Origin of the sequence: Hymenobacter sp., assembly GCF_036388155.1 — a bacterium.
Taxonomy (GTDB): domain Bacteria; phylum Bacteroidota; class Bacteroidia; order Cytophagales; family Hymenobacteraceae; genus Hymenobacter.
Genome location: NZ_DASVSI010000137.1, coordinates 33,293 through 56,393, shown reverse-complemented (window position 1 = coordinate 56,393; position 23,101 = coordinate 33,293). Strand labels below are relative to the sequence as shown.

The window sequence follows — 23,101 nt, the reverse complement described above, 5'->3', positions numbered from 1 at the left end:
ACACCGGCTCCGAAACCGCTGTAAGAGCCTATCTAACCAGGCGGCCATGCCGAGCGGAGCAAACCGAAGGGTGGCTCCGTTCGGCATGGCCGCCTGATTGGGTATACCATGCGAGAGAAGAGACCTGCGGTGAATGAGTGACCTTGCCCAACGCCTTTCTTTGCCAATGGGAGCCCGGGTGCCGCTACGGTGCACCCGAGACCAACTAGTTTTACCACGGTTCAGCGGTATGGCTGGGTGGCGGGGTGGTCGGTTGCTGTCCGGCAGCGGTGCCTGGCGCCGAGCCTGGCGGTGCCGCGGACACCTTTTTGCCCCCGTCCTTTTGTCCCGTGCGCTATGTCGTTGCTATACCGGCTGCTTTTTCTTTGGCTGTTGCTTACGCTGCGCGTGGCGGCCCAACCCGCTTCCGGCGAGTACAACGTGCGCGCCTACGGCGCGACCGGCAACGGCAAAACCCTCGACAGCCCCGCCATCAACAAAGCCATTGCGGCGGCGGCGCAGGCCGGGGGCGGCACCGTGTACCTGCCGGCGGGCACCTACCTGAGCGGCAGCATTCACCTGAAGAGCAACATTGAGCTCAACCTGCGCGCCGGCGCCGTCCTGCTGGGCGCCCCGCAGGCCATGAACGCCTACGACCCGGCCGAACCCTTTGCCGGAAAAGCCTACCAGGACGGCGGCCACACCTACTTTCACAACAGCCTGGTGTGGGGAGAAGACCTCGCCAACGTGTCCATCACGGGGCGCGGGCTGATTGACGGCGGCGGGCTCACGCTCAAAGACAAAGAACACCTGGGCAACCCCACCGGGGGCTCCATCGGCCTGGGCGACAAAGCCATCGCCCTGAAGCGCTGCCGCAACGTGCTCATCCGGGACGTGACCATGGTGCGCGGCGGGCACTTTGCCATCCTGCTCACGGGCTGTGACCTGACCACCCTCGACAACCTGACCATCGACACCAACCGCGACGGCATCGACATCGACTGCTGCACCAACACCCTGGTTTCGAACTGCCGCGTCAACTCGCCCCACGACGACGCCATTTGCCCCAAAAGCTCCTACGCCCTGGGCCGGCCCTGGCCCACGGAAAACCTGCTGATTACCAACTGCGCCGTGTCGGGATTCGAGGAAGGCACCTTGCTGAACGGGCGCCGCATCCCGGCCAAAGTGGGCTGGTCGAGCGGGCGCATCAAGTTCGGCACCGAGTCCAACGGCGGCTTCCGCAACTGCGTGGTGTCCAACTGCGTGTTCGACAGCTGCAACGGCCTGGCCCTGGAGCTCGTGGACGGCGGCATCATGGAGAACATCAGCATTTCCAACCTGACGATGCGCAACGTCTCGCACTACCCCCTCTACATTGCCCTGGGCAGCCGCAACCGCGGCCCGGCCGAAACCACGAAAACGGGCGTGGTGCGCAACATCTCCATTGGCAACGTGGTGGTCACCACCCGGGACTCGCTCAGCGGCATTCAGATTACCGGCGTGCCGGGGCACCCGCTGGAAGGCATCCGGCTCAGCAACATTTACGTGCGCTACCACGGCGGCGGCACCACCGCCCAAAGCCAGCGCGCCCTCCCCGAGCTGGCCACCCTGGAAACCCAATACCCCGAACCCTTCCTGCTGGGCCCCACGCCCGCCTACGGCCTGTTTGCCCGGCACGTGCGCGACCTGACGCTGAGCAACATCCGCTTCGAGCTAAACGGCCCGGACCAGCGCCCGGCTTTGTTTGCCGACGACGTGCAGCAACTCACCCTCGATGATTTCCAGGCCCCGGTAGCCAAGGGCGTCGAAACGGCCCGGTTCATCAACGTGAAAGCGCGCCGCGTGCAGAACGCGCCGGGCATCAACGCCACCAAGCCGCCGCGCTAAGCAGCGGTTTGAGCCGGAACGAGTACCCCGAAATTCCATTTCGGCCCGGTCGCACGGTCTGCCGAAGCCTGCACCAGTTGTTCTGCCGGGCCGAAATGAAATTTCGGGGTACTTGCGCACCCGCATCAAGGCCCGTTCAGCCTAACTCGAATAGCTTTTAAGCACTTCTCCCAGGGCCCACCGGTTGGCAGCGAGGTTGGTTCAGCCGGGTTTGCGCCCGTTTACGGGGCAAAATGCCCGTTGGCGGAAATTGCCTTTGGGGCCGGAAAGGGCAGGGGTAGGTTTGAGCCATCATTCACCCCGTAAACACACCCCTCGCCATGAACTATGCCGCTCTCCGCCGTTCTGTTGCTGCCCTGCTGATGGGCGCCGCCCATGCCCAGCCAGCTGCTGCGACAACCCCGCCCGCAGCGCTGCCCACCGCCGTGGTGGCCGACAACCCGGCCGCCCACCCCAGCTTTGCGGTGCGGGTGGTGGGCAAGGGCCGGCCGGTACTCCTGATTCCGGGCCTGACCTGCCCCGGGGCCGTGTGGGACGAAACCGTGGCCCGCTACCAAAGCCGCTACCAGTGCCACGTGCTCAGCCTGACCGGGTTTGGCGGCCTGGCCCCGGCGGCGGGCGGCAGCCCCACGGCCCCCTTCCTGCCGGCCGTGCGCGACGAGCTACTGGCCTACATCAACGCCCAAAAGCTGGACCGACCCGCCGTCATTGGGCACAGCCTGGGCGGTTTCATGGGCCTGTGGCTGAGCACCACGCAGCCCGGGGCGGTTGGCCCGCTCGTCATTCTCGATTCGTTGCCCTTCCTGGCCGCCATTCAAAACCCCGCCACGACCGTGGAAACCGCCCGCCCCATGGCCGAGGGCATGCGCCAGCAAGTGAGCGCCGGCAACATGCCGCTGGCCCAGCAGCGCCAAATGGTGGCCAGCATGGTGACGGACACCGCCCGCCAACGCCTGGTGGCGCGCTGGGGCCAAGCCTCTACCCCCGCCCGCGTGGCACAGGCCATGTACGAGATGTACACCACCGACCTGCGCGCCGACCTCGGCGCCGTGCGGCAGCCTGCATTGGTACTCGGCAGCTGGGCCGCTTACCAGCCGTTTGGCGCCACCCTGGCTTCGACGCGCGCCATCTTTGCGGCCCAGTACGCGAAGCTGCCGCAGCACCGCATCGAAATGTCGCAGGCCGGCAAGCACTTCCTGATGTACGACGACACGGCCTGGTTTTTTCAGCAGACCGACGCATTTTTGCAGACGCACTACGCCGACAAAGCAACTTACGCGCGGAAGAAATAGCGTAGCCCGGGCGTCGGCCCGGCGGGCTCTCCTTCATTACTCCTAGCTGCCATGTCCCCGCTTTCTGTTCCCAAGCCCAGCCGTTCTTACTGGGGCATGCAGGTCGTGGCCTGGACGCTGTACGGCGTCTTCAACATCGTTCTGTTTCGGGCATTTGTGCCGAAATCTACTGGCACGCCCACGTGGGTGTTTGACGTGATGGGCTTCATCATTGCCGCCACCACGATGGGCGCCTCGCACCTGCTGCGCCAGCTGATATGGCGGGGGCAGTGGCTGGCCAAGCCGCCGCTGGCGTTGCTCGGCCGGCTGCTGCTGGCCAACGCACTACTGGCCGTGGGCTGCGTGGTCGTGATTGGGCTGACATCGGCGCTGGGGCTGCCGTTTCAAAACGCCAACCGGGGGCCGCAAGGCTGGGCCGCGCAGCTGGGCTACTCCCTCAACCTAGCCATTCTGCTCTCGCTGTGGGCGGCGGCCTACGTGGGCTGGCACTACCTGCAGCGCTCGCGCCGGGCCGAAATTGAGAAGTGGCGGCTGACGGCGGCCGTGCGCGAGGCCGAGCTCAACACGCTGCGGGCCCAGCTCAACCCGCACTTTCTCTTCAACGGCCTCAACAACATCCGGGGGCTGGTGGGCGAAGACCCCGAGCGCGCCCGGCAAGCCCTGGCGCACCTGGCCGAGCTGCTGCGCTACGTGATGCAGCACGCCGCCACGCCGCTCGTGCCGCTGGGCCAGGAGCTGGAAATCGTGGCCGACTACCTGGCCCTGGAAGGCTTGCAGCTGGAAGACCGGCTGCAGTACGCCCTCGACGTGGACCCCGCCGCCCGGGCCGTCCCTCTGCCGCCGCTCACGGTGCAGCTGCTGGTCGAAAACGCCATTAAGCACGGCGTGGCTCCGCGCCCGGCCGGCGGCAGCGTGGCCCTTACAGCGCAGCTCGACGCCGCCGGGTGGCTCTGCCTGGCCGTGCGCAGCCCCGGGCGGTACGCCCCCGCCGCGGCGGAGGCGAGCAGCGGCTTGGGCTTGCGGGGCCTGCGCGAGCGGCTGACGCAGGCGTTTGGGCCGGCCGCAACGTTTGCGCTGGCCAACGACCCCGCCGCGGCCGATACCGTGCTGGCCACCTTGCGCCTGCCCGCCCCCAGCCCGGCCTCAACCGCCGAAGTGCTTGACGCTGCTACCCCAACATTCACCCATTCGCCCATTCACTCATTCACCCATCGATGAACGTGTTGCTGGTTGATGATTCGCGCCTGGCCCGGGCCGAGCTGCGCCGCCTGCTGGAAGCGTTTCCCGACGTGGTGGTGGCCGGCGAAGCCCGCAACGCGGACGAGGCCCGCGCCCAGTTGGCCGCCCAGCGGCCCGACTTGCTGCTGCTCGACATCCACATGCCCGGCGAAACCGGGTTCGAGCTGCTGGCTTCGCTGGAAGCGGCCCCGCCGGTGGTGTTCACCACGGCCTACGACGCCCACGCCCTGCGGGCCTTCGACGTCAATGCCCTCGACTACCTGCTAAAACCCGTGCAGGAAGCGCGCCTCGCCGCCGCCCTCAACAAGGTGCGGGCCCAGCTGCTACCCGAAAGCCCAAGAGTTACGTCCCTGCCCGCGCCCGCCGTGCCCGCCCCAACCTTACTGACCGGGCAGGACCAAGTGTTTGTGAAAGACGGCGAGCGGTGCTGGTTTGTGCGGCTGGCCGAGGTGCGGCTTTTCGAAATCAACGGCAGCTACACCCAAATCTATTTCGACCAGCACCGCCCGCTGATTCCGCGCACGCTGGCCCAGCTCGAAGCCCGCCTAGACCCCAAGGTGTTTTTCCGGGCCAACCGCCAGCAAATCATCAACCTCAACTTCGTGGCGGGCGTCGAGCCGTGGTTCAGCCACAGCCTGCGCCTCACGCTGCGCGGCGGCGCCGAGGTGGTGGAAGTATCGCGCCAGCAGTCGGTGCGCTTCCGCGAGCTCTTGAGCTTGTAACGGCCCCCAAAAAAGCCAACGGCCCGCGGCGCGCACATCTCCAGCAGGTACTGCCTAAGATGTGCGCGCCGTGGGCCGTTGGCCGCCCGGAGGTGACAGTTGCTGCCTTCGCGGGGAAGGAAGTGCATACGCCGCAATGACGCTCAGCAATGGCCGGTGTTCCTGGCTGCTCCGCTCGTTTATTGGGCCGCCGGGTACCAGTTGCGCAGCCGCACGTCGATTTTCTTGTTGGCCGCGGTCACGGTTTTTTGGAAGGCGGCCACGTCGCTCAGGCCGTTTTGGCCGCGGTAGTGGTAGGGGTACACGATGGCCGGTTTGAAGGCTAGCACGCCCTGCGCGGCCTGGTTCACGTCCATGGTGTAGGGCAGGTTCATGCACACAAACGCCACGTCGATGCCCTTGAGGGCGCGCATTTCGGGGATGTCTTCGGTGTCGCCGGAGAGGTAGACGTTTTTGCCGCCCACGCCCAGTACGTAGCCGTTGCCGCGGCCTTTGGTGTGGGGCGCGTCGGCCGCTTCGGGCAGGTTGTACATCGGAATGGCCGACACTGTCATGCCCAGCGTGTCAAGTTTCTGGCCGTTGCTGAGAATGCGCACCTGCGCTTTGTACTCAGCAGGCAGCTTGTCCGCAACGGCTTTGGGCACCACCATCAAGGCCTTGCCCACGGAGAGGCCGGCCAGCGTTTTCGGGTCCATGTGGTCGCCGTGAATGTCGGTGATGAGGATGACGTCCGGCGCAGCCAAGCCGGCGTAGGCCGCCGCCCCGCCGTAGGGGTCCACGTAAATGGTCTTGCCGTTCCAGGTGAGCACCACGCTGCCGTGCGTAATGGGCTGCACCGTGAGCGGACCTTGCTTGGTGGCAATCTGGTCGGCGGCCGTGCGCGGCGCGGCGGCCGTGGGGGCGGTTTGGGCCTGCGCCTGAACCGAAAAAGCAGCCAGCGCGGCGGCGAGAACAAGGGTGAATTTCATTGGTTTTTGACTGTTAATTAAGAAGGCATTATCCGCTGCTTCCAGTGGTCTGGCCCCGTTGGAGTAGCCGCTACCGAAAACCGGGACCTATAACCTGGTCACCCTGCACAAGTTCAGGCCAGCGGGCAGCTCGGCCACTACAACGCAGCAGCGCCACGCGCGTTGCCCCGGCGCTCCAATGTAGCCAGACCTACTCGGGCGGCCAGTTGCGTTGCTTCGGCGCAAATTCCCACCTGGCCTCTATACAGTGCCCCTTCCGCACCGGCAAGTGCACTAACATGCTGCCTGACTCCGGGTAGCGCCGCTGGAGTTAGCTCTTCTTTTCGCCATTGGCCGGTGGCCCCAGTACTTTCACTTTGTCGGCCTTGGCCAGGCCCGAGGTGATTTCCACGTTGATGCCGTCGGAAAGACCGGTTTTCACCAGGCGCTTCTGGAACTGCTGGGGGCCGGTTTCCACCTCCACGTACACGCTGTCCTTGTTCACCTTGCCGAATTGCAGCAGGCTTTCGCGGATGGCCAGCACCTGCTGGCGGCGGCCCAGCACGATGTCGCCGTTGGCCGAGTAGTTGGCCCGCAGGAACTGGCCGGGCTTGAGCTTGAGCTTGGCCCGAACCTGGAACTTGATGGCGCCTTCCTCGGCCAAGCCCTTGGGGGCGATGTACTCCAGCGTGGCGGGGAAACTCTGGTTTTCGAGGGCGCCAATGGTCAGGTTCAAGTCCATGCCTTCGCGGACTTTGCCCACTTCGCTCTCGTCGATTTTGTCCTCGAACACCAGGCTTTGCATGTCGGCGATGGAGGCGATGGTGGTGCCTTCGTTGAAGTTGTTGCGCTCCACCACCGACGAACCTTCCTTGATGGGCACGTCCAGCAGCATGCCCGTGATGGTGGACCGCACCAAGTTCAGCGAGCCGCCGGTGTTGCGCGAGGCGCCGCGCTGGGCAATCTGCAGGTTGCCTTCGGCCGCGTCCAGGGCCTGCTTTTTGGCGCGGTAGTCGGCCAGGAAGTTGAGGTATTCCTGCTCGGCAATTACCTTCTGGTCGTACAACGCTTTCTGGCGGTCCAGGGCGGTTTTGCTGGTTTCCACGGCAATGCGCGCCGCCTGAATGCCCGTTTGGGCGCTGTTCACGCTGGCTGCATTGGCCACCGTGCGGATGCGGGCCAGCAGGTGGCCCTCTTTCACGGGCTGGCCGGCCTCCACGTACAGCTCCTCCACAATACCCGACACCTGGGGCTTGATGAGCACCTCACGGCGGGGCACGATGCTGCCCGTGGCCACGGTTTTCTTCACAATGTCGGCCACAAAGGGCGTCTCGGTCTGGTAGGTAATGGGGTCGGTGTGGGCCTGCTTCCAGAAGTAGTAGCCCAGCCAGCCAAACCCGGCCAGCACCAGCAGCAGCAACAGGGAGAGGAAAACACGTTTCATGGCAATTGGTAAGAAAATTTAAAGAAGTTCATGCAGAGCGCAAAAGGTCATGCAGAGCGCAGCGAAGCATCTCGCGTGGGGTAGTAATCCAATCGTTGAAAAGAATTACTGGTAGCACGCGAGATGCTTCGCTGCGCTCTGCATGACGGCCAAATGAGCTGTTTTTTTTCAGGTAAAATTTCACTCTATTCGTCTTTGAGGGCCACTACTGGCTGCACTTGCGCGGCTTTCAGCGCCGGCACCAGCCCGGCCAGCGCGCCGGATACCACCAGCAGCGAGACCGCGGCCACCGCCACGCCCACGTCGACTTGCGGGTTGGCAAAGAAGCCCACGTTCTGGCCCGCAATCATAGAGTTGATGCCGGCCATAAGCGCCGTGCCCATTAGCAGGCCCAACATTCCGGCCACCGCCGTGATGACGATGCTTTCCTGCACAATCAAGCTCACGATGCTCCAGGGCGTGGCGCCCAGCGCCTTGCGGATGCCAATTTCCTTGGTGCGCTCCTTCACCACAATGAGCATGATGTTGCTCACCCCGATGATGCCGGCCAGAATGGTGCCGACGCTCACCAGCCAGCTAAAGCCCGAAATGCCGGTAAACAGGCCCTGCACCCGCGCGTACTCCTCCTCCACGTTGGCCGAGCCGAAGGCCCGCTCGTCGGTAGGCGCCACCTTGTGCTGCCGGGCCAGCACCTGCTTGGCCTTGGTTTCGACCACCGCGGCCGGAATGCCGGGCTTGGGAATGAAGGCGAAGTAGCCCACCCGGTTGGCCTGGTTGAAGGTATTTTGCAGCGAGGTGAGCGGGATGATGATGGTTTGGGCTTCCTCCTGGGCGTTTTCGGGCTTGCCCTCGGCCTTGAAGCGGCCCACCACCAGAAAGTAGATGCCTTTGATGCGAATCTGCTGGCCCAGCGGCTCCTGGCTGCCAAACAGCACCTCGGCCACGCGGTCGCCAATCACGGCCACCTTGCGCCGCTCCCGAATGTCGGGGGCGTTGATAAAGCGGCCGCCAGTTAGGTTTAGGGCCTTGATGGCCGGGAAGCCGGGGTACTCGCCGTTCACGGAGAAGGACGAGCTTTTGGTGCCGTACTGCACCGTGAACGTGCCATCGAGCGAGCTGCGGGGCAGAATGACGGCGGCCTCGGGCACCTCGCGGGTCAGTGCCGTCACGTCGTCGTTGGTGAAGCGGATGAAGCGACCCACTTTCAGCCCGGCGTAGGGCTCGCTGGTGCGCTGCGACCAAATGAACACCGCGTTTTTGGCCACGTCGAACTCCTGCTCCACGCCATTGCGGAAGCCCTTGCCCGCGCCGAGCAGCACGGCCAGCATGAAAATGCCCCAGTACACGCCAAACGCGGTGAGGCCCGTGCGCAGCTTGTGCCGCCGCACGGTGCCGAGAATCTCCTGCCATTTGTCGAGGTCAAACATGAATTGCTTATGGGAAAAAGGAATTGGGGCAGTCATTCTATTGTAAAAGGACTCCAGCCTGTCATGCTGAGCTTGCCGAAGCATCTCTACGGCGTAAGTAAATAATTAGTGTTGCGGTAGAGATGCTTCGACTCCGCTCAGCATGACGTCTTTTTGTGTTTGAGCGTACAGAAGTTAGACCAACTGTTCAATCAGCCCTGAGCGCTTCAATGGGTTTGACGTTGGCGGCTTTGGTGGCCGGCACCAGCCCCGCCACGGCACCTGATATTACCAGCAAGGCCGTGGCGCTCAGGGCCACGCCCACGTCCACCTGCGGGTGGTCGAAGTAGGACGTGGTGCCGCCGGCTTGCTCCAGGGCGTAGCGCACGGCGTCGAGCAGAGCCACCCCGGCCAGCAGCCCCAGGTAGCCCGACACGCTGGTAATCACCACCGATTCCTGCACTATCATGCTGATGATGCTCCAGGGCGTAGCGCCCAGCGCCTTGCGCACCCCGATTTCGCGGGTACGCTCCTGCACAATGATGAGCATGATGTTGCTCACGCCCACCACGCCGGCCACCAGCGTGAGCACCCCAATCACGCTCACGAAGAGCTTGATGCCGCGAAATAGACCTTCAAACCGGGCCACTTCTTCCTCGTTGTTGTCGAGGTCAAGGGCCTGCTTGTCGGCGGGGTCGAACTTGTGGCGCTGGGCCAGCAGCTGCCGCACCTGCTCTTCGAGCACCTTCACCGGCGTGCCCTGGCGGCTGCTGATACCGATGCGCTGCACCTGGTTGTACTAGTTGAAGGTAGTTTGGAGGGTGGTGAACGGCACGAAGGCCCGCTCCTCGTTGCGGCCGTTGTTGCCGGTGTTCGTGAACGTGCCCACCACCCGGAAAAACACGCCCTTCACCTGCACGTACCGGCCCAGGGCGGCGCTGTCGCCGATAAGCACCTTGCGCACCTTCTCGCCCAGCAGCATCACCTTACGCTGCTCCAGGCCGTCGAGCGGGTTCAGAAGCCGGCCGCTGGCCAACTGCTCGCCGCTAATTTGGAAGAATTCGGCGTTGGCCCCAAACACCTGGTAAGAGCCGTTTTGGTGCCGTTGATGATGGTGTACTCGCCAAACAGGCGGTTGCGCGAAGCCAGCAGCTCCACGCCGTCCACGTGTTGGTGAACTTGAGCTGGCGGCCCGGCTGCAGGCCTTGCCAGGGCAGCGAGGTCTTGCCGGCGCTCACAAACAGGCTGTTTTTGGCGCCCGCCCCAAACTCCTTCCATATTCCGTTTTCCAATCCCTTGCCCGCGCCCAGCAGCAGCACGAGCATGAAGAGGCCCCAAAACACGCCAAAGGCGGTCAGGAACGTGCGCAGCTTGTTGCGCCGCATTATGCCCAAGATTTCCTGCCACTTGTCGAGGTCGAACATGGGTCGTTTGACATTTAACAGTTAACATTCAACAATTATCCATTACCATTTAGGCGCCGTTCTATGAGGCCACAATGCGCAGTTGAAACGACTGCTAAATGTTGATTGATAATTGTTGAATGATTTACCCTTTGCAGCCCCGGCGCACTTTGTCGAGGCGCGCGGTTATGTCCTTCACCACGGCCAGGTCGGTGGTGTACAGCGGCAAATCGAAGCTGATGTTGCTGCCTTTTTTGCTCTTCTTAATCTTTATCTGGTAGTGCTTCGTCCCGTCTTTGTCGGTCTCGGGCTCATAAGTCAGGGCGGTGACGTCGGCCCAGTCGAAGCTCATTTTCATCTCAAACACGCCGTTGTCCATCTTCACGGCCCAGCCCGAGTCGCCGTTGTTGAAGCTCATGGCCAAGGGCGAGGAGGTGTTCACGTCGGCGTCGCGGTCGCGGATGAGCTGTTCGGCGTGACAACCCTTGATGGTCAACGTCACGTCCTGTTTGGGCTTTTTGGGGTCGCGCATCAGCTGGTTGAGCTGGCGGACTACTGCCTGCGTTTCCGTGGGCGAGGACTGGGCCTGGCCCTGGAAACTGCAGGCGAAAGTGGCGAGGAGAAGCAGAAAAGAGGTTTTCATGTTAGAGCAGGGGGTTATTCGTTTACAATGAGCCCGTCGCGCACGCGAATCATGCGTTGGGTTTGGGCGGCGATGTCGTTTTCGTGGGTCACGATGATGACCGTCATGCCGGCGCCGTGCACCTGCTTGAAGATATCCATCACCTCCTGAGTGGTTTGGGTGTCGAGGGCGCCGGTGGGCTCGTCGGCCAGGATGAGCTTGGGCTGGCTGATGAGGGCGCGGGCAATGGCCACGCGCTGCTTCTGGCCGCCCGAAAGCTCGCTGGGCAGGTGGTCGGCGCGGTCGGCCAGGCCCACGCGGTCGAGGTAGTCAAGGGCCAGGCGGTTGCGTTCGCGGCGGCCCACTTTCTGGTAATACAGCGGCAGGGCCACGTTTTCGAGCGCGCTTTTGAAGCTGAGCAGGTTGAAGGACTGGAAGACGAGGCCCAGGAACTGGTTGCGGTAGTGCGCCGCCCGGGTTTGGGAAAGGTTGCGGTCGATGCGGGTGCCGGCCAGCGTGTAGTCGCCCTGGTCGAAGTCGTCGAGGATGCCCAGGATGTTGAGCAGCGTGCTTTTGCCCGAACCCGACGACCCCATAATGCTCACCAGCTCGCCGGCCCGAATGTGCAAATCGATGCCCTTGAGCACTTCCAGCCGGTTGGTGCCCACCTCGTAGCTCTTGCGGATGTTGCGCAATTCAATCATGATGACCGGCTATGGAAATAAGAAACGCGCAAATATGCAGGTATCGTATCCGGTAAAGGCGCGGCGGAAGAGGCATAAACGACTAGATGCAACTTCGGCCGGCTGGGTTGCCTGCGTGCCCTTGCCGGCAGCAAAATCATTGAAATGCAACGGTCTTGCCGGTTAGCAGTCTTGGGAGCTGCCGGCTTGCTGCTTGAGGGAGCCTACTTCTTCTTCCAGGCCCCGGTTAGCCAGCTGCTGCCGAACCACCGCGTGCCTTGGTCATCCTTCAGAAACAAAGGGTTCGATGCCGCCGCTACGCCACCCCGCCCGCCACGCGCAACAAAAAAGCACCGGCGGTGAGGCGCCTCGCCCCGCCTGGCGGGGTTTTCCGGGCGCCGGGCCTGTGGGGATGCCTGTGGAGACGAGAAAATAGCGAAAAGCAGTTAACCAAGTTTTTGCGCCGCCCGTATGGAAAATACTGCTGAGCTTTTCACTCTTTCACCCCTTCAACTAGCACATGAACAAGACCTTCAAGGCCTGCGCCGGCATTGGGTTCGCCGCCCTCCTTTCCTTGGCTTCGGCCACGACCACGCATGCCCAGAAAGCCACCGCGGCGGCGCCGGCCCGGCCGGAAGTCGGCGAGCAAGCCGAGGCCTACTCCGGCGACAAGAACCTGCTCGTCACCATCGTGCGGGTCGGCAAGCGCGAGAACAAGCAGGCGCTCATCGAAATCGTCGGCCTGGACCACCCCTGGAACCGGCGCATTTTCAAAGCCAACGTGACCAACATTGCCTCGGGCCAGAGCACGGCCGTGAAAAACAACTACGAAATCACGGTCAACGGCGGTAGCTGGAACCTGGCCACGACGGAGGACAACTATCTGACCTTGAACCTGCGCGAAAACGGGGCCACGGGCCGGCAGCAATCGTACCGGCTGGCCTTTGACAGAGGAATAGCGAACGACACCAAGCCAGAGTACTTGCTCACGGCCTACCTCAAGCAAGACAAGAAATAGCCCAACGCCCCGCCCCACCCGGCGGGGCTTTTGCTTAGCCGCTGGGCGGCACAAACAAGGCGCTCCTTTTCGTGGTAGCCGGTCGGTCGCACCCTTGCGGTGCGGCCGTAGGGGCCGGCACACGACGCACATTTTTTGCCTTGGCCGACCAGCTTGCGGCAGTAGTTTTCCGGGTTGGCTCACGTCTTCCGGTTGTTGCGCGGGGCCGGGGGCATCATGTTGCTCATCAGGCACGTGGCCGAGTTGTTGGCCACTGTGTGGGCTCGCCCCGGATTTATGCCAAGCCGCCGGCAGGTCGGGGTTGGCCCGGAAGTCGTCCTGCCGGGCGGCGCGGCCCAGCCAATCGGTGCCCAAGTGCCTGCTCACTCCACTGTCGTGGGCAGTGCCCTCATGCCCCCTCCTGGCGCAAACCCGGCGCCTAGTAAGTAGTTCGTGAGTTGTGTGCTAGGAGGCCAGTGTTTACTGTACCACCACTTCTTGAGGCCATCCTTTTAGCTCATCGTGTCCCCTGGGTCCGTGGTCAACTTCTTGGAGGGCACCACGAGCTCCTGCTGTCAGCTGGGCCGGGCGCGCCAGCTCCGTTGACCACTCCTCGTCGGCGGGGCGCGCGGGGCTGACGAATTAAATTCGCAAACATCCTCTAAGCACGCGTTGGCTCGTGCTAATCTCCTGTTAAATGATGAGGCCTGGTGGCTTTATCAACAATGAGCAGCGGGCTGTAACTTACCGCCTCCGCCCCAGCCCGAAACCTACAACCGCTATGCCTCACCATCATGCTACTGCCAGTAGTGCCGGCCTGCCGCCCGCGCGGCATTTCGCCGACCTGGTGCCGATTACGAACGGGCAGCGGGCCCTGACCCTGGCGTTGCCTTTCGGCTGCGCGGCCGGCTATTTCGGGTTCGCCGCGCTGGGCTGGTGGGTACCGGCCGTGCTGTTGCTCATGGCCCTGAGCTTTCTCACCTACGGCTCGACGTCGCACGACCTGGTGCACGCCAACCTGGGCTTGCGCAAGCCCGTCAACGACTTCTTTTTGAGCGTGATTGAGCTGCTGGCCTTGCGCAGCGGCCACGCCTACCGGCTGGCACACCTGCACCACCACGCCCGCTACCCCGCCCCTGACGACATCGAAGGAGCAGCGGCCGGCATGTCGCTGCTGGGGGCGTTGCGCGAGGGCATTACCTACAATTTTAAGCTGTATTTCTGGGCCCTGCGGCAGGAGCGGGGCGACAAGCGTTGGGTGCGCGTGGAGGGCTTGGCCTGTTTGTTCATAATCGTTTTGGCCGTTGGGCTGGCGCTGGCCGGCCACCCGGTGCTGCTCATCTACGCGGGGCTGATGACGCTGGGTAGCTGGGTGCTGCCGCTTATGACTTCGTACCTGCCCCACCGGCCGCGCGAGCAGAACGTGCTGTTGCAGACGCGCTTGTTCTGGGGGCGGATGGCTTCGTTGATTGCCGCCGAGCACCTCTACCACCTCGAACACCACCTGTACCCGGCCATTCCGCACCACCGCTGGCCCGAGCTCGCCAAGCGCCTCGACCCCTATTTTGCGCAGCAAGGCGTGGAACCGACCAAGCTAGGATTTTAGCCTTCTCGTTCATGCCCCTACCCGAACCGCCCACCGCCGAACCGCAAAGCCTGGTCGCCGCGCTGGCGGGCAATGGCCGGCGCCTACTCACGCTGGTGGGGATGAGCCTGACGCTAAGCGGTGGGTTTGCCCTGTTTCTGGCCGCGATGCGCCAATTGCTGCCGCACGACGTGGCGTATCTGGGCGCGGTGGCCAGCCAAATCTGCGGGGCCAACGACGGCCGCATTCTGCACTTCATGTTTCACGACCGGGCCGCTTTCGGCGGGGCCGTCATCGCCACTGGCCTGCTCTACATGTGGCTGGCCGAATTTCCCCTGCGGCAGGGCCAGGCCTGGGCGTGGTGGGTGCTGGTGGGCAGCGGCGTGTTGGGCTTCAGCAGCTTCTTGGCGTACTTGGGCTTCGGCTATTTCGACGTGTGGCACGGCACGGCCACGGCCCTGCTGCTGCCCGTGTTCGGGCTGGAGCTGGCGCGGTCGTTTCCGCACCTGCGCGGCTCGCGGCACCTGCGCAGCGTGCTGCGCCCTTCCGTGGCGGAGGCCTGGGGTTCGCGGGCCGGCATTGGTCGGGCTTGTCTGCTCGTTGCCGGGTTCGGCATGTTGCTGGCCGGCTTTGTCAACGTCGTGGTGGGCGCGACGCGGGTGTTTGTGCCGCAGGATTTGCAGTACATGAACCTGACGGTTAAACAACTCATGACCCTCAGCCCGCGCTTGGTGCCACTCATTGCGCACGACCGGGCCGGCTTTGGTGGGGCGCTGGCCAGCTGCGGGTTGGCGCTGGTTGGTTGCGTGTGGTGCGGGGCCCCCAGCCGCGGCCTGTGGCAGGTGCTGGCGTTGGCAGGCGGCGTGGGCTTTGCCACGGCCATTGGCGTGCACCCGCTCATCGGCTACACAGATGTTGGCCACCTGGCCCCCGCCTTTGCGGGGCTGGGCTTGTTTGTGGCCGGGCTGTGGCTGAGCTTCCCGCTGAAGCACGCCGGCAATTTCGCCGGGTGAGCCGAAAGCGGACGCAACCTTCTTCCAAACGCTGCTCCGGCCTAGCAGCCTGCCCTAGCACCGCACTAAGTCAATCGCACCCGCCAGGGTCATTCAACAGGTAAGCCATTTGCCGGGCTGGTAGTAGTTGGTAAAGCTGTTTTGAGGACCGGCCGAACAGCGTAGAGACGCATAGTTGCGTCTCATCGTTGAACGAACCATACCCAAATGGCGCTAACTACGAGACGCAACTATGCGTTTCTACAGCAGCTAAATAACTTCGTAAACAGCTTCGGGGTGAACTCGGCAGTTGCTGGCTTCGATGACGAGGTAGAAAGTCCCGCCCAGGGCGAAGGTGGACTTCGCCAGAGTGCCGCTCTAGTGCCCGCAGCTTTTCAGCCGCCACGCGCGGTAAGGGCGCCGGCAGAGAATATTTTCGCGCCCGCAGATGGAAAACAGAACGGGCTGGCTACGGCAGGGCCACCAGCTTCCCTTGGGTGAAGAGGTAACGATGGGCTTTGTTAGGTCCTTCCTCGTTAAGCTGGCCCGTGCAGACAAGCAAGCGGCTGTCGAGCTGCCCGCGAACCGGCTCAAAATCATCGGGCACGGCCGTGCCCCAGCAGCAAACCGTCCGATTATCAAAATAAACGGCGCCGGTTTTGGCGTTGATGATGACGTAGCTGACGCACTCTGTGCCGCAGCCCCACGTGGCCAGCACGTAGTGCCCCGCAAAATTGGGCGGCTGTACGGCCGCTTCCCGGATGCGCGTACGAAAATACCAGGCCGCCGTGCCCGGTCGCAACCGAGGCGCTGCACCCGGCCCCGCGTACCGGGCTCCTGCCGGATACTTTGCAAAGGCCGGCGCAGCCTGCCCCCCGGCCGGCCGAGCGGCTAGTATTCCGCAGACCAAATTGAGCGTTACAAGCAGATAATTAGCCGACATGTAGGTTGGTTCATGAAGCTATTTCGGGAGTGTGGTGTTTGCCGGTCCGATGCCTACGGCGTCGGACCGGTTCTCGGGCGCTGGTCGTTTGTGTACCCGTTCTCGCGGCAACAGGGCGGGCGCCCACGGCGTCGGACCGGGCGGAGAAGACTTCCTGACAGCTTCAATAGCACCTTGCCTAGTGCTTATTCATTGTCGTAGAACGAGTCTTTCAAGTGGTGAGGACGCTGACTTCACCCGCGCCCGTTTTTGAGGAGCGAGAAAAGCCGCATTTTAGCTGAAAACCACACCAATTATTTCAATGCCGGGGTAGGGCTGCACTGGCTGCCAAAGCACAGCAACCCGGGGCTCTCGGTGAAGCCCCAGTCGCCGATGCTTTTGTTGCACAACTCAATGTCGGCCGAGGGAAAGTAAGCGGCTGAACACGTGGTCGGGTTGCGGTATTTGCCGTATCCAGCAAATACCGCAACCCGCTGACAACCTGGGTTGCCGGCGTTCTTTGACCATCGCAGCCCGCGTCCGCGGACGCGTTATTTATCCGCTGCGGGCTTGGCAAAACCGTCTTTCTGAGCCCGCTCGCTCACCACGGCCATGCGCTTTTCCGCGTCGGGGTGGGAGGAAAACAGCTGGGCGCTCTTCGAGGCTTTCGCCCCGTCGGACAGCGCTTGGAGCTTGCCGAAGGCCGACGCCATGTACCAAGGGTTTACCTTTTGGGCCTTGAGCAGCTCGTAGCCGTAGCCGTCGGCGCTGCTTTCCTGCGCCCGCGAAAACGAGGCGTTGGCCAGTGCCTGCCCCACGTCGCCCAGCTGCGAGTTGCTGAGCGTGGCGGCCGCGCCGCCCTGCGACGCCGCCCCTTCCTTCAGGGCCGAGGTGAGCAGGGCCGTGCGCATGGCATCGCGCGAGTCTTTGTGCTTGACGTGGCCAATTTCGTGGCCGATGACGCCGAGCACCTCCTGGTCGTTCATCAGCTCCAGCAGGCCGGCGAACACGCGCACGCTGCCGTCGGCGCAGGCAAAGGCGTTCACGTCCTTCACCAGGTACACCTTGTAGTTCATGGTCATGCCGTCGTAGGTGCCCAGGCCGGCCACCAGCTTCTGCAGGCGCTGCGCCAGCGGGTGGGCGGCGGGGGCCACGGGGTTGTTGGCGTCGCTCCAGGCCACGTATTCCTTGGTGTAGTCCACCACCTGCTGGTCGCTGAGGGTGGCGGCTTTGGCCGCTTTCAGCCCCGCGCCGAGGCTGCCGGGGTTGAGTTTAATTTGGGCCTGAGCGGTCGAATAAGCGCCTGCTAGCAGGGCCAGCGTAAGAAGTTGTTTTTTCATAAAAACAGCCGGAAGGGTAAAAAGCGAAAGAAGAGAACTACCGACCTGCTTACGCTTGGAGGCAGCATTGGTTAGAATATCTGCCGTGTTTGAATGACTAAGTATTTGGATATAAACAATGCATCAAATATAAACCCCAAAATGAGGGGCTGGCCCAGCATCGTGGCAGGCCCGCGCCTGTGTTGGCAGCCCGCCGTCGCCGACCTAGAGCCCACCGGTGAAGAGGGGGCGCACCGTACCAGCGGCTGGCGCAACGCAACCCGTCGAAAAGGCTGGCTTTTGGCGAAAGACAAGCGCCGCATCGCTTGGTTAACTGCTGTGTTGTTCAGCCGTTAGTTTGCTTGGCCGCCGCCGTAGTCTACACAGTACAATCCGTTTGCTCGATGTCACTCAACATAAACCTCTTCGTGGTACTGGCGCTACTCGCTGCCCTCGGGAGCTGCGACGCTGACCGTTCTCGTCCACTGGCCAGTGGACGCCCCGCCCCAGCTCGCGCCCAAAAACCGAAGCCGTTGCCGCCGGTCGCCGTTCCCGCGGCCGGTGACCGCGGACTGACGGACCCGCTGGGGCCGATACGGGCCAACTTCCGGCGCATCAACGCCATCCGGCAATGGTCGTCGACGGTCAACCGCAGCCTCGACGAGCCGGGCGAGGGCGGCGAAGCCACCTTTTATTACGCCAATGGACGGCTGGAAAAAATAGAGGCCCGACATTACGGCGAAATGGGCCAGCGGCGGGTGCAGTACTATTTGCTGAGCGGCCAGCCTTCGTTTGTGCTGGAAAAATCGTACCGCTACAACCGGCCCATGTACTACGACTCGGCCGCTATGCAAGCGGCCCACGACACGGAGGCCTTTGCTTTCGACTCCTCGGAAGTGGACGAGCAGCGCAGCTACTTCGCCCAAGGCCGGCTGGTTCACCGGCTGCCCCAACCGCCCGCCGGCACCCCGGCCACCCCATTCCTGCGGCAGGAGCAAAACCGCATAAAGGATGAATTTCAGGCGGTGCTGAGCAGCCGTTAGGCCGTGGCTAACCGGCGGTGGATTGGTTGTTTCATTAAGTCCACGCGCAACCGGGGTGTGCGAAGTATCCTAGTACTCAGCCCACGCTCCACTTGGCGTATTGAGAAGAAGCGGTGCCTTTCCGCTTTGAGGCCTCAACGCGGGCTGCCCTCGCGGTTAATGGCCGGAAACCGCTCGTTTCCCAACGCCAGTAGCCCATAGCACACGAGCACGCCCAGCACGTTGTAGGGCACGGACAGCAGCACGATGAGCCAGCCCGTGGTCAGGCCCTCCCAGGCACCGGCCAAGAGTTGCCGTTGCCAGTCGGCCGGGAAATAGCCGGCCTGCATGTCGTGCCAATGCCACAACATGCCTCCCAGCGGCGAACTCAGCCCCACGGTGGCCAGGGCTACCGCCCCCACCACGCCCAGCCGTCCCCACCGGCCGCGCCGGCGAAAAGCGTCGGTGGCAACCGCCGCCAGCGGGCCGAAGCACCCGCAACACAACGCCACGTAGGCCAGCGGGTGCGCGTCGTGGTACCGAAACATCCGGTACGGCGCCCCAAATACGTGGTGTCCCGGCAGCAGCACCCACAGCAAGCCGTAGCCGGCCGCGGCGCAGCCAAAACTGGTGAGCCAGTAAAAAACGGTGCGCGGCAGCATGAGCGGGAAGGCAAGGCGGACCGCAAAGGTAGAAGCGCCCGGTAGGTGAGCGGCCGCAGCCACGAAAAGGAGTAGCCGCGCACGCGGCACACTCACTGGACCAGCGTAACTTGGCCCCGATGAAAGAAACTACGCTTTCGCGGCTGGCTGAACAGATTGGGCAGCTGCACGCCCACACGCAGCGGGCGGCGGCCCAACAGGTAAACCATTGGCTGACGGTGCGCAACTGGCTCATCGGCTAGCATATTGCTGAGTACGAGCAGGGCGGCAGCGACCGGGCCGAGTACGGCGAGCGACTGCTGCCCGAGCTGGCGCGGCAACTTAACGGCGTCAAAGGGCTCGCGGAACGGCGGCTGTACCAGTGCCGCGAGTTTTACCGGGCCTATCCCTTGATTTTGCAGACCGTGTCTGCGGAATTGCAACGAACCGGTTTATTGGGCGCGTCGACGCCTTTCCCAACGGCCGCGCCCGGGCCGGGGAGCGACCCACACGCCCTGCCGGGCCTGGCCCCGGAGTTGCTGCTGAACCGGCTGAGCTTCTCGCATTTTTTGGAGTTGCTGGCGCTGGACCAGCCGTTGCAGCGGGCGTTTTACGAAGTGCACGCGGTGAAAAACAGCTGGTCGGTGCGGGAGTTGAAGCGGGCCATTGAGTCGGCGGGCGCTATACGAGCGCACGGGGCTCTCCGCCGACAAGGCGGCGGTATTGGCCGGCCACGCCGGTGCCCAGCCGCTGGCGGCGGCCGACGTGGTGAAAAACCCTACGTGTTGGAGTTTCTCGGGCTGGAGGAACGGGCCCGCTACAGCGAGAGCGACTTGAAGACGGCCATCATTGCCCACTTGCAGACGTTTCTGGTGGAGCTGGGGCGGGGGTTCTGCTTCGAGACTCGGCAAAAACGCATCACCTTCGACAACGAACACTACTTCATCGACTTGGTGTTTTACCACCGCATCTTGAAGTGCCACGTGCTGGTGGACCTCAAGATTGGAGCGTTCAGCCACGCCGACGCGGGGCAGATGAACGTGTACTTGAACTACTACCGGGAGCAGGAGATGACCGCAGGCGACAACCCGCCGGTGGGGCTCATTCTGTGCGCGCAGAAGAACGGCACGCTCGTGCGCTATGCCACCACCGGCATGGCCGAGCAAGTGTTCGTGAGCAAATACCAGGTGAACCTGCCGTCGGAAGAGGAGCTGCGGCAGTTGGTGCGGGAGGAGCAAGAACGCCTCCGCACCAACTAGAATTAGCCGTTCGGGGGTCCAGCCCTGTGGCAGGATACTTTCAATCTATTACTTCTCTTGCTTTTGCTTTTCGGCCCTTTGCGTTAACCAAAGGGTGTTACTCACTAAGGCGTTGCTGCCGAAGGAGGAGCGGTGGGAGTGCGTGCCTGGTGGGCTTGAGACCACAGTGCAACAGCAGTTTTTCCTCCACCACCGCCGGCTTTGTCATTCTCCGAAAGTTCTGCTGAAGTGATTCTCCTCGGCGCTTTGGTGTGACTTATTCTTTTCATCTGCACTTGTTTGTACCTAGAAGGAAGGCTAATTCATACCCATCCGCATCCTACCAGCCCTATTGGGCCTGCAGCTGGGCGCTGGCGGCGCGCAGCCCCGGGGCCGTGAGCGTGACACCGATGGGGCCGGCGCCGGTGGGCTGCACGTACACCAGCAGCCGGCCCTGGTGGGCGCGGTGCCGGGGCGTGGTGGGGTTATCGTGGTTGGCCAGGTCGCCGTTTTCGATGCCCAGCAGGCGGGCCGGGCCGGTGAGGGCCACCGTGATTTCGTCGGTGGCAGTGGGCACGGGGCAGCCGGCGGCGTCCACGACGGCGACGGCCAGCTGGGCGAGGCCGCGGGTGTTGGCGGGCAGGGTGCGGCGGTCGGGTGTCAGCTGAATGGCGGCGGGCGCGCCGGCCGTTTGCAGCTTCGTCTCGTTCACCACCTTGTCCTTGCGGTAGCCCTTGGCCGACAGCTCGCCGGCGGCGTAAGCCACGTCCCAGCTGGGCTGGCGGCCGGTTTTCCGGCCCAGCGACTGCCCGTTGAGGAAGAGCTCGGTGGCTTCGTTGGTGGTGTAGGCGGTGACGCGGACCTGGCTGGCGGCGGGCCAGTTCCAGGAGGCGGTGCCGCGCTGGCGCCGGTCGGGCGTGGCGCCGGCGGCGGGCACTTCGGCGGCCGCCAGGTAGAGCATGGGGGCGCTGGTCCAGAGGCTTTTGCGGAGGTAGAACTCGGCCTTGGGGAAACCGGCCATGTCGAGCAGGCCCGCGCCGTTGGCGCGCTGCGGCCAGCGGCGGGCTTCCCCAAGGTAGTCGATGCCCGTCCACAAGTACTGGGCCGAGACGTAGGCGTTGGTATCGACGGCCGCCCAGGCGTCGCGGGCCATGCCGTTTTCGCTGCCGTAGATAACGCGGTTGGGGTACTTCTGGTGGTCTTCGGGGTAGCGAAACTCCAGGTAGTTGTAGCCCACCACGTCGAGCGCGGCAGGGTAGTCGGTGAAGTTGGACATCACCACGCCGGCCAGCGCCGCCGTGATGGGCCGCGAGCGGTCGGCCTGCTTGGCCACGGCCACCAGGCGCTTGGCGATGGGGCCCATTTCACTGGCGGGCGGGTGGTCGGGCAGGTAGCCCTTGCCGTAAATCTGGGGGTTGCGGCCGGTGTTCAGCACCTCGTGGGAATAGGGGTCGTTGGGGTAGTCGATTTCGTTGCCAATGCTCCACAGGATGATGCTGGGGCGGTTGCGGTTGCGCAGCACCATGTCGCGCAGGTCGCGCTCGCCCCACTCCTTAAAGTACTCGTGCGGGCCAAACTGCGCGGGCGTGCCCACGTTCCAGCCGGCCACCCACTTGTTTTTGCCGTGCTCCCATTCGTCGAAAGCCTCGTCCATCACCATAAAGCCCAGGCGGTCGCAGAGTTGGTAGAGGTAGTCGGCGTGGGGGTTGTGGCTCATGCGCAGCGAGTTGCAGCCCACTTCTTTGAGCTTTTTCAGGCGGCGCTCCCACACTTCGGGCGGCACGGCCACGCCCAGGGCGCCCGCATCGTCGTGGATGCACAGGCCCTTGAGCTTCATGTTTTCGCCGTTCAGGAAAAAGCCCTTGTTGGCATCGAAGCGGATGCTGCGCACGCCCACTTCCTCGCTCACTTCATCAACGGGCTGGCCCGCTACGGCCAGGGTGGTGCGCAGCCGGTACAGGTTCGGGTGGTCGGCAGACCACAGCGCGGGCTGCTTGATAGGCAGGGTCAGGTTGGCGGTGGCATCGGTGCCGGGCTTGGCGGGCACGGTTTGCTTGGCCGTGGCCACGGTTTGGCCTTTGGCATTGAGCAAGGTGCTGGTCACGGTGACGGACGCAGCGCTGGCCGAGGCATTGGTGAAGCTAACCGCCACCCGGCCCGTGGCGGCGCTGGCGCTCACCGTGGGCGTGGTGAAGGCCACGCCCCACGGCCGGATGTGCACCGGCGCGGTGGCCAGCAAATACACGTTGCGGTAGATGCCCGAGCCCGTGTACCAGCGCGAGTCGGCCGATTGGGGATGGTCGACTTTCACGGCCAGCACGTTGGGCCCGGTGGCGTTCAGGTGGGGCGTCAGCTCGTACTGGAAGGAGGCAAAGCCGCTGGGGCGCTTGCCCAGCGAATGCCCATTCAGCCACACTTCGCTGTTCTTATACACGCCATCAAAGTACACGAACACCTTCTTGTTGCGAAAGCCGGCGGGCGTGGTAAACGTCTTGCGGTACCAGCCCAAGCCGCCCGGCAGAAAGGCCGTGGCGCTGGCCAGCTGCTCGCTGTAAGGCCCTTCGATGCTCCAGTCGTGCGGCAGGTCGAGGGTGCGCCAGTCTTTGTCGGCGGCGCCGGGCTGCTCGCTGCCGGGCACGTCGCCGAGGTGAAATTTCCAGTCGCTGTTGAAGAGCATTTGCTGGCGCTGCGCGTGGGCCAGGCGGTTGCCAAGCAACAAGCAGCCCGTTAAAAGAATGAGAAGGCGAACGTTTATTTTCAT

Annotated in this window: 22 protein-coding genes; 10 read left to right on the top strand and 12 right to left on the bottom strand. The window is 63.6% G+C overall.

From position 1 onward, the window contains the following. The first annotated feature begins 336 nt into the window (after positions 1-336). The 4 genes from VF629_RS19055 to VF629_RS19040 all read left to right on the top strand — a co-directional run bounded on the left by VF629_RS19055 (position 337) and on the right by VF629_RS19040 (position 5,119). Positions 337-1,866, top strand: coding sequence for a rhamnogalacturonidase (locus tag VF629_RS19055; protein WP_331060092.1), 1,530 nt, complete (start codon positions 337-339; stop codon positions 1,864-1,866). A 320-nt stretch (positions 1,867-2,186) separates the two neighbouring features. Continuing rightward, a complete protein-coding gene (locus tag VF629_RS19050; protein WP_331060091.1) occupies positions 2,187-3,158 on the top strand; it encodes an alpha/beta hydrolase in 972 nt (323 codons plus the stop codon). A 51-nt stretch (positions 3,159-3,209) separates the two neighbouring features. Then, a complete protein-coding gene (locus VF629_RS19045) occupies positions 3,210-4,376 on the top strand; it encodes a sensor histidine kinase (RefSeq protein WP_331060090.1) in 1,167 nt (388 codons plus the stop codon). Continuing rightward, positions 4,373-5,119: a LytTR family DNA-binding domain-containing protein gene (locus VF629_RS19040; RefSeq protein ID WP_331060089.1), complete on the top strand. Its 747-nt coding sequence runs from the start codon at positions 4,373-4,375 to the stop codon at positions 5,117-5,119. The genes VF629_RS19045 and VF629_RS19040 overlap by 4 nt, the downstream gene beginning before the upstream one ends. Positions 5,120-5,298: 179 nt before the next feature. Here VF629_RS19040 and VF629_RS19035 read toward each other — a convergent pair whose 3' ends face one another. From VF629_RS19035 to VF629_RS19000, 8 genes are all read right to left on the bottom strand, one after another. Then, complete coding sequence (locus tag VF629_RS19035) at positions 5,299-6,087, bottom strand: MBL fold metallo-hydrolase (RefSeq protein WP_331060088.1); 789 nt, start codon at positions 6,085-6,087, stop codon at positions 5,299-5,301. Positions 6,088-6,397: 310 nt separating this feature from the next. Next, on the bottom strand, positions 6,398-7,510 hold the full coding sequence (locus tag VF629_RS19030; protein WP_331060087.1) for an efflux RND transporter periplasmic adaptor subunit: 1,113 nt from the start codon (positions 7,508-7,510) through the stop codon (positions 6,398-6,400). A gap of 185 nt (positions 7,511-7,695) precedes the next feature. After that, a complete protein-coding gene (locus tag VF629_RS19025; RefSeq protein ID WP_331060086.1) occupies positions 7,696-8,937 on the bottom strand; it encodes an ABC transporter permease in 1,242 nt (413 codons plus the stop codon). A gap of 187 nt (positions 8,938-9,124) precedes the next feature. Further along, on the bottom strand, positions 9,125-9,706 hold the full coding sequence (locus VF629_RS19020) for an ABC transporter permease (protein WP_331060085.1): 582 nt from the start codon (positions 9,704-9,706) through the stop codon (positions 9,125-9,127). A gap of 9 nt (positions 9,707-9,715) precedes the next feature. Further along, complete coding sequence (locus VF629_RS19015) at positions 9,716-9,997, bottom strand: ABC transporter permease (protein WP_331060084.1); 282 nt, start codon at positions 9,995-9,997, stop codon at positions 9,716-9,718. Further along, positions 9,963-10,340: an ABC transporter permease gene (locus VF629_RS19010; protein WP_331060083.1), complete on the bottom strand. Its 378-nt coding sequence runs from the start codon at positions 10,338-10,340 to the stop codon at positions 9,963-9,965. Before VF629_RS19010 ends, VF629_RS19015 begins: the two co-directional genes overlap by 35 nt. 124 nt (positions 10,341-10,464) lie before the next feature. Beyond that, positions 10,465-10,962 carry a hypothetical protein gene (locus tag VF629_RS19005; protein WP_331060082.1) on the bottom strand — a complete coding sequence of 166 codons (498 nt, stop codon included), beginning with the start codon at positions 10,960-10,962 and terminating at the stop codon, positions 10,465-10,467. 14 nt (positions 10,963-10,976) lie between these two features. Then, positions 10,977-11,645, bottom strand: a complete 669-nt coding sequence (locus VF629_RS19000) for an ABC transporter ATP-binding protein (RefSeq protein WP_331060081.1) — start codon at positions 11,643-11,645, stop codon at positions 10,977-10,979. 499 nt (positions 11,646-12,144) lie between these two features. Here VF629_RS19000 and VF629_RS18995 point away from each other — a divergent pair, with 499 nt between their 5' ends. The 3 genes from VF629_RS18995 to VF629_RS18985 all read left to right on the top strand — a co-directional run bounded on the left by VF629_RS18995 (position 12,145) and on the right by VF629_RS18985 (position 15,219). Continuing rightward, on the top strand, positions 12,145-12,642 hold the full coding sequence (locus VF629_RS18995) for a hypothetical protein (protein ID WP_331060080.1): 498 nt from the start codon (positions 12,145-12,147) through the stop codon (positions 12,640-12,642). A 760-nt stretch (positions 12,643-13,402) separates the two neighbouring features. Then, positions 13,403-14,227 (top strand): fatty acid desaturase family protein, encoded by an 825-nt coding sequence (locus VF629_RS18990; RefSeq protein ID WP_331060079.1) that lies wholly within the window; start codon positions 13,403-13,405, stop codon positions 14,225-14,227. An 11-nt stretch (positions 14,228-14,238) separates the two neighbouring features. Continuing rightward, positions 14,239-15,219, top strand: a complete 981-nt coding sequence (locus VF629_RS18985; protein ID WP_331060078.1) for a hypothetical protein — start codon at positions 14,239-14,241, stop codon at positions 15,217-15,219. A gap of 448 nt (positions 15,220-15,667) precedes the next feature. On the opposite strand, the gene VF629_RS18980 is transcribed toward VF629_RS18985, so the two are convergent. Both VF629_RS18980 and VF629_RS18975 read right to left on the bottom strand, forming a co-directional pair. After that, positions 15,668-16,141: a hypothetical protein gene (locus VF629_RS18980; RefSeq protein WP_331060077.1), complete on the bottom strand. Its 474-nt coding sequence runs from the start codon at positions 16,139-16,141 to the stop codon at positions 15,668-15,670. Between the two features lie 530 nt (positions 16,142-16,671). Then, a complete protein-coding gene (locus VF629_RS18975; RefSeq protein WP_331060076.1) occupies positions 16,672-17,460 on the bottom strand; it encodes a M48 family metalloprotease in 789 nt (262 codons plus the stop codon). Between the two features lie 383 nt (positions 17,461-17,843). Here VF629_RS18975 and VF629_RS18970 point away from each other — a divergent pair, with 383 nt between their 5' ends. After that, positions 17,844-18,482 carry a hypothetical protein gene (locus VF629_RS18970; RefSeq protein WP_331060075.1) on the top strand — a complete coding sequence of 213 codons (639 nt, stop codon included), beginning with the start codon at positions 17,844-17,846 and terminating at the stop codon, positions 18,480-18,482. 134 nt (positions 18,483-18,616) lie between these two features. Here VF629_RS18970 and VF629_RS18965 read toward each other — a convergent pair whose 3' ends face one another. Beyond that, positions 18,617-19,123: a hypothetical protein gene (locus VF629_RS18965; protein ID WP_331060074.1), complete on the bottom strand. Its 507-nt coding sequence runs from the start codon at positions 19,121-19,123 to the stop codon at positions 18,617-18,619. A 119-nt stretch (positions 19,124-19,242) separates the two neighbouring features. Between VF629_RS18965 and VF629_RS18960 the strand changes: the two genes are divergently transcribed. After that, entirely contained in the window at positions 19,243-19,365 is a 123-nt protein-coding gene (locus VF629_RS18960) for a hypothetical protein (RefSeq protein ID WP_331060073.1), read from the top strand. 3 nt (positions 19,366-19,368) lie between these two features. Next, on the top strand, positions 19,369-20,361 hold the full coding sequence (locus VF629_RS18955; protein WP_331060093.1) for a PDDEXK nuclease domain-containing protein: 993 nt from the start codon (positions 19,369-19,371) through the stop codon (positions 20,359-20,361). Positions 20,362-20,689: 328 nt separating this feature from the next. Here the strand turns inward: VF629_RS18955 and VF629_RS18950 are convergent, their stop codons facing one another. Next, positions 20,690-23,101 carry a sugar-binding domain-containing protein gene (locus VF629_RS18950; RefSeq protein WP_331060072.1) on the bottom strand — a complete coding sequence of 804 codons (2,412 nt, stop codon included), beginning with the start codon at positions 23,099-23,101 and terminating at the stop codon, positions 20,690-20,692.